The organism is Cyanobacteria bacterium GSL.Bin1 (assembly GCA_009909085.1).
In the GTDB taxonomy this organism is placed as follows: domain Bacteria; phylum Cyanobacteriota; class Cyanobacteriia; order Cyanobacteriales; family Rubidibacteraceae; genus Halothece.
The window spans coordinates 1-5,374 of the sequence record JAAANX010000183.1; the positions used below are offsets into that span (position 1 = coordinate 1).

Annotated in this window: 6 protein-coding genes; 4 read left to right on the forward strand and 2 right to left on the reverse strand. The window is 45.4% G+C overall.

Annotated features, from left to right (window positions below; translation table 11 throughout):
* The 4 genes from GVY04_20870 to GVY04_20885 all read left to right on the forward strand — a co-directional run.
* On the forward strand, positions 1-1,255 hold a 1,255-nt coding region (locus tag GVY04_20870), incomplete at its 5' end, for a tetratricopeptide repeat protein (GenBank protein NBD18489.1).
* On the forward strand, positions 1,252-1,428 hold the full coding sequence (locus GVY04_20875) for a hypothetical protein (GenBank protein NBD18490.1): 177 nt from the start codon (positions 1,252-1,254) through the stop codon (positions 1,426-1,428). The genes GVY04_20870 and GVY04_20875, both read left to right, overlap by 4 nt.
* A 5-nt stretch (positions 1,429-1,433) precedes the next feature.
* On the forward strand, positions 1,434-3,317 hold the full coding sequence (locus GVY04_20880; GenBank protein NBD18491.1) for a CHAT domain-containing protein: 1,884 nt from the start codon (positions 1,434-1,436) through the stop codon (positions 3,315-3,317).
* A 29-nt stretch (positions 3,318-3,346) separates the two neighbouring features.
* Positions 3,347-3,859, forward strand: a complete 513-nt coding sequence (locus tag GVY04_20885; protein NBD18492.1) for a hypothetical protein — start codon at positions 3,347-3,349, stop codon at positions 3,857-3,859.
* 237 nt (positions 3,860-4,096) lie between these two features.
* Here the strand turns inward: GVY04_20885 and GVY04_20890 are convergent, their stop codons facing one another.
* Complete coding sequence (locus tag GVY04_20890; protein ID NBD18493.1) at positions 4,097-4,486, reverse strand: hypothetical protein; 390 nt, start codon at positions 4,484-4,486, stop codon at positions 4,097-4,099.
* 39 nt (positions 4,487-4,525) lie between these two features.
* A complete protein-coding gene (locus GVY04_20895; GenBank protein ID NBD18494.1) occupies positions 4,526-5,173 on the reverse strand; it encodes a Tn3 family transposase in 648 nt (215 codons plus the stop codon).
* Positions 5,174-5,374 lie beyond the last annotated feature (201 nt).

The window sequence follows — 5,374 nt, forward strand, 5'->3', positions numbered from 1 at the left end:
AGCACTGCAAGAAATTTTGCAAGGTAAGGTACAAACTATTAATGAAATAAGCCAGCAACTCCTAAAGGTTTCGGATTCGCTCAGTAGAAAATCATTGGAGACCATACAAAAGCAAAAGAAGGAGGAAGAATCTCGGCTGAGAACAAAGAAGAGCTTCTCGGAACAATATCAGAATGTGAGCCAAAAAATAAATGCTCAAGAAAAAAAGTTAGATGCATTGAGGAAAAGCCCAAAAGAATCTAAATCAACACTACAAGCTGCTAAAAATCAGTTAGAAATACTTCATAAAAAACTTATAAGAATACTCCAACGGGAACGAGAGTATCTTTCTATTCCAATGAACGACGTCTCCTCAACATATATTGAGCTAGCTAGCAAGGCTAGAGCACTCTCAAATCGATGGCTGCAAATTTTAGTAGAGGCTGAGAGCACAGTTTTAAACAATATTCTTACCCAATCTTTGCAGGAAACCCAAGCAGAGCAAAGCCGGTTAGGAAAGCGCAAAGTAGAAGCTGCCAGTGAACACGTGCTCCGTGGTGAAGATAAAGATGCTCTAGCTCTTTATAAACAGGCATCTGCACATTTTCAGACGGCACATAATAGAAAAGATCAGGGTCTTACTTTGTGGGGCCAAGCTCAAGTCTTTGCCAATCTAGGTCAACTTAACGCTGCCAAAGAAGCTTTTTCTGACGCTCAAGATTGCTTTCAAGAATGCGGAGCAGGAAAATTGGAGTGCGAACTCATCTACGACTGGGGAAATCTTTACGTAGAAGAAACTGATTTTAATCAGGCTCGGAAGCTTTACGATCAGGGAATTCGCTTGGCTCAAGCTGAAGGCGATGAAATGCTCCAGGCAGAAGGTTACAGCAAAATTGGGTATACATGGGCACAACAAGGACATTTTGAGCAAGCGATTGAAAACTACCAGAAAGCTATCAAAGCAGCTAGATTAGCAGGCGATGTCCGGCAGCAGCTAATGACTTGGATCGACCTAGCCCGCTTACACTATTCGCTAAACATTCCACAGGAAATGCTTCGTTGCTGTCAGGAGGCTCTAAGCTTAGTTGGCGATACGACGTATCCGGAAGACCAGGCGGCAGTGCTAGTACAAGCGACTAGGGCATACAAAGCCCTTGGAGATCGAGAAAACGCCCTAAAGAACTGGGAAAAGGCGATGGCACTAGCTCAGGAAGCAGGTTACCCACAGTTACTCGAAATGGTGAATTTGTTCAAGCCAGAGGGCAAGCATTCATGAAATCCCGTTTCCAAGCCTTGAAACTGATTCGGCAAGTAGGGATTGAACTGCTTACCGCTGAACAAGCTCTGGAAAACCAGCAAGAACCTGAGGTGGAGTCACTGACCAGAGCTGAAAAAAAGCGTCCGAAGCTTTACGCCTTTGTCGTCAGCATAAGATTTCTGAGGAACTGATAGCATTGGGGCAACTTGCTACTATCTACAGATTCCAGAAGAAGTATCGACAAGCACTGGCACTGTTTCGAGACCAGTTAGTTTTGGCAGAGCAGAGAAAAGATATTGATTGGCAACAGTCCATCCTAGAAATGTTGGGAAGAATTTCCTTGGACTTAGAGGAATGGATGGACGCAAGAGATTGGTATAAGCGCGCATTAGAGTTGTTTGAACTTCGTCGTGGAAGACTTGCTGCTGAAGCAATCCAGGTGAGTTTTAATCAGCGGGGTGTAGCTCTCTATGAGCCTCTGATTCAAATAGCTTTGCTGCAAAATGAGAAAGAGACGGCATTGGAAATTGTAGAGCAGTCCAAGTCACGCGCGTTGTTGAATCTGCTGGGGACTATGCCCTTGGATTGCCCATCTAAGCAGCCCTCCTTGGTCGTGAGAGAAAAAGATCTACTTGCAGCAGAACGTGAAGTCGCCGCTTCATGGAGAAATACTAGCGAACAAGCAGTAACTGAGCGGATTGAAATCTGGCAGCGTTGGCTTCAATTGAGACGAGAACTGGAACAGGTATGGCAAGAAATGGCTCAGGAAGGAGAATGCGCAGATTATATCGCCTTGCGATGTGGAAAATCACCCGATTTGGCTGCTGTACGGAATGCATTAGTTCAATCTGGGAACAACGCGGCTACAAAAGTTGCCTTGTTAACCTATTTTGTGGGAAAAGAGACTACTTGGCTTGTCGTCATTAAGCCACATGAACCGGAGCCTTTGGCATTTGACCTCGGTGTAGAACCAGCTCACCTGCACCGCTGCGCCTTACGTCTGCTCATCGACTTCAATGGCTTGAAGCACGAGTCGATACTTTGGGGAATTGGGGATGAAACTAAAGAGGCACTGGCTCTGTCGCCGGATATCTCTAAGAAACCTCGATTACGTTTGGAAGACCCTGCAGGTGCAGGTCCACATCGCTTCTTGTTGAAGCCAGAGTACTATTACCAAATGACGTATTTGGACAAACTATCAGAAGTTCTTCTCCCAAGTCAGCTTGGCAAACTCCTCAGCGATTGCAACCTCCTATGTGTCTCAGCCCACGGTCCCCTGCACGGCTTGCCGTTCCATGCATTACGTTGGCATGATGGACGCTACCTCATCGAGAACTTTGGCGTAAGTTACGTGCCGAGTGTGGGGGTATTACGCTACTGTCAGCGCCATCACCGCGCTCGTCAGGGTAAAACGCCCAGATCTTGCTTGTTCGCAGGTATTGACGCAGTGGGAAATCAACCATTTGAACAAGACGGACAGTACCTAGCTCCTTTATTTACAGAGGTGCATAAAGGACAACAGTACTTGGCATTAGAAGGCTCAGAGGGTCCGAGAGCAGCTACCAAGCAACAGGTTTCGGCAGAGATGGAACATTTCGATGTGGTCCATCTGGCCTGTCATGGTTTGTTCGCTACTGATCGAGGAGAGAAAAATCCTCTCGAATCTGGGTTACAACTGGCAGCAAGTCCTCTTAAGTTAGTCCATCAGAGTGGATTAACTTCGGAGGATAGTTTGCTGACGGCTCGCGAGGTATTTAAACAGTCCTTGTGTGCAGACCTCATCACTTTGCGAGCTTGCTCTTCTGGCCGGAAATACGTAGAGGCTGGCGATGAATTGATGGGATTAAGCCGTGCCTTCCTATATGCAGGGGCAAACTCTTTGCTAGTTAGTCTTTGGAACGTGAATAGCCAGTCCTCCCACAAGCTCTTGGCAACGTTCTATCAACGGTGGCTTAAAGAGAATATGCCCAAGTGGAAAGCGCTGCAGCAGGCTCAATGCGACTTCTTAAACAGCGACGATAATCATTACCATCATCCCTATCATTGGGCGCCCTTCATTCTCATCGGAAACTGGGCGTAGAAACTCAACATGCAAGAGGAGGCAAAACCATGACAAATCGTACAGAACAAATCCTTGGCCTATCTCCCCGCCAAGCTCTGGCTATTATGCAGTATATGACAGCGTATCTAGCCGAGCGACGGGTTGACGATCAAAATTTTGATCCTAATCAACAGATTGAAGTACTCAACGCCGCATTCAAAGAAGCAGACTATCCACCGCTCCTAACTCCAACAGTAGAGGCAAGTGAACAGGAGGCAGGGCAAGCTGCTCAACAATTTCTGATTCTGCTGGCGGAATCAGGAGATGATAAGTTACTGGCAGAGCTGGACGGGTGGTTGACGGATCCTCCTGAAGCTGCAATTGCAGCGATCCCTCTTGTGCTTGCTGTCCCAATTGTCCTTACAGGGTGTATTGTGGCACTACAAACGAGGGTAGTTATTGAACGTACTGAATCTGGAACGTGGAGCATATATATTGAAAAGCGTTCACTAGAAGGAAAAGCCCTAGCTGAAATTGTAGGAGGTTTATTCAATGTAATTAAAGTTCTTCCAGGGAAGTAGGGCTTGATATAACCGTTCATTCCCCCAGTCAAAAATGAGCCAATTGCGCCCTTGTAGTGTATGTTAAAAACATGGCTTATCGTTTTTATCCTCAGCAGCAAAGATGCCTGGCACATCTGATTCGGAAAGCGATCACGATTACGGGAGCGATTAATCAAAAAGCGGTCCAGATTGGGCAATGAATTTAAACTAAAGTTTCGTTGAATGGGATACAGACTTCACGGGGTGAAAACGAGTCTAAAGCCCTGGTTGTATAATTTTCATCGCTCTTAAGCCTCTTTGATAAAAGGGAAGTTTATTGACATTTAAGCTCATCAATTCTTCTATCCCATCTTGGACAAAAGTTTGGGCAATTATCCAAACTTGACCATATAAGCCGACTAAAAAGTTACTATTTTTTGTCAGAACTTGCTTAACTTTTCTGAGACGACTAACATATTCTTTTTGAACTTTTTGGCAAATTGATACGCCTTTGAGACTGGAAAAAGTGTACGCGATCGCGCACAATAAAACTAAACTATGAAATTCCCGATCTCCTAATACGATTAATTGATAATTTTTCAATAACTTAAATGCTGGCTTCAGTAAGGCCTTTTGTTGAGCGAAGTTACTGGCTCCTTTCTTCATAACGGTTAATAATATCCGTCAAAGCAGAGTTTAACCCCTTTAAACTAACGTAGCGTTGGTTAACAAAAGCCAGCATCTGCGGGGTGACAACACCCCTATGTGTCGTGCTGCTTGAGTCGGTCCCAGATTGCAACCATAAGTAAATGTAGTTAGGAGATATCGTTCATGGGCTCGGTCTAGTTTGGGGTCAGAACCACTAAATGGTCCAAAGTGGCGGGTAAAGTTCGTCCAATAATCTACATTCCTGAGCAAGTCAATAAGATTACGTTCAGACATCCTTTCTTGGATTAAAGCTTCGAGAGCTTGAAGAGAAGAGCGATGGGACTGACGAGATGGTCGTTTTAAGACGGGTTCTCCCGTTTCATTAATAACCACTGAAGTATTGTTAGGATAATCCTGGTCTACACTCTGGGCGGTTTCTCTCAACACCTCGACTACGCTCGGTGTTGAGGCTGAGCGAAGCCGAAGCCTCAACCAAGCTTGAAGATGTTCAATCAAGCCATCAGCATCTGGGGGTAAGCCTAAATTCTGACAGTATTCGCCAATTTTCGGCTCACATTCGGACCAAGTTAGTAATTGAAGACGATAATCCCCATAGGACTCACTCCCCAGAATATAAATATCCCCTGATTTAAGTTCAGCAGCGAGATAGGAAAAGATGCAAACTTCAAAGTGCCGTCGCTTCATTTTCCGCTCCTGATGGGAGACCAACACTAGTTTACGCCAAGCTTCAGAAACCTAAGATAGGTCAACCTCCGCCGGAAGCCATTCTCCCCGAAGCAGTAAACTCCAGTTCAAAGGGTTAGGGATTGTTCCCACGAAGTTTGGGCGACAGTCTTATGTGACGGGAGAAGAACTGGCATTGCTGGATCAGTTGCACGACTACAT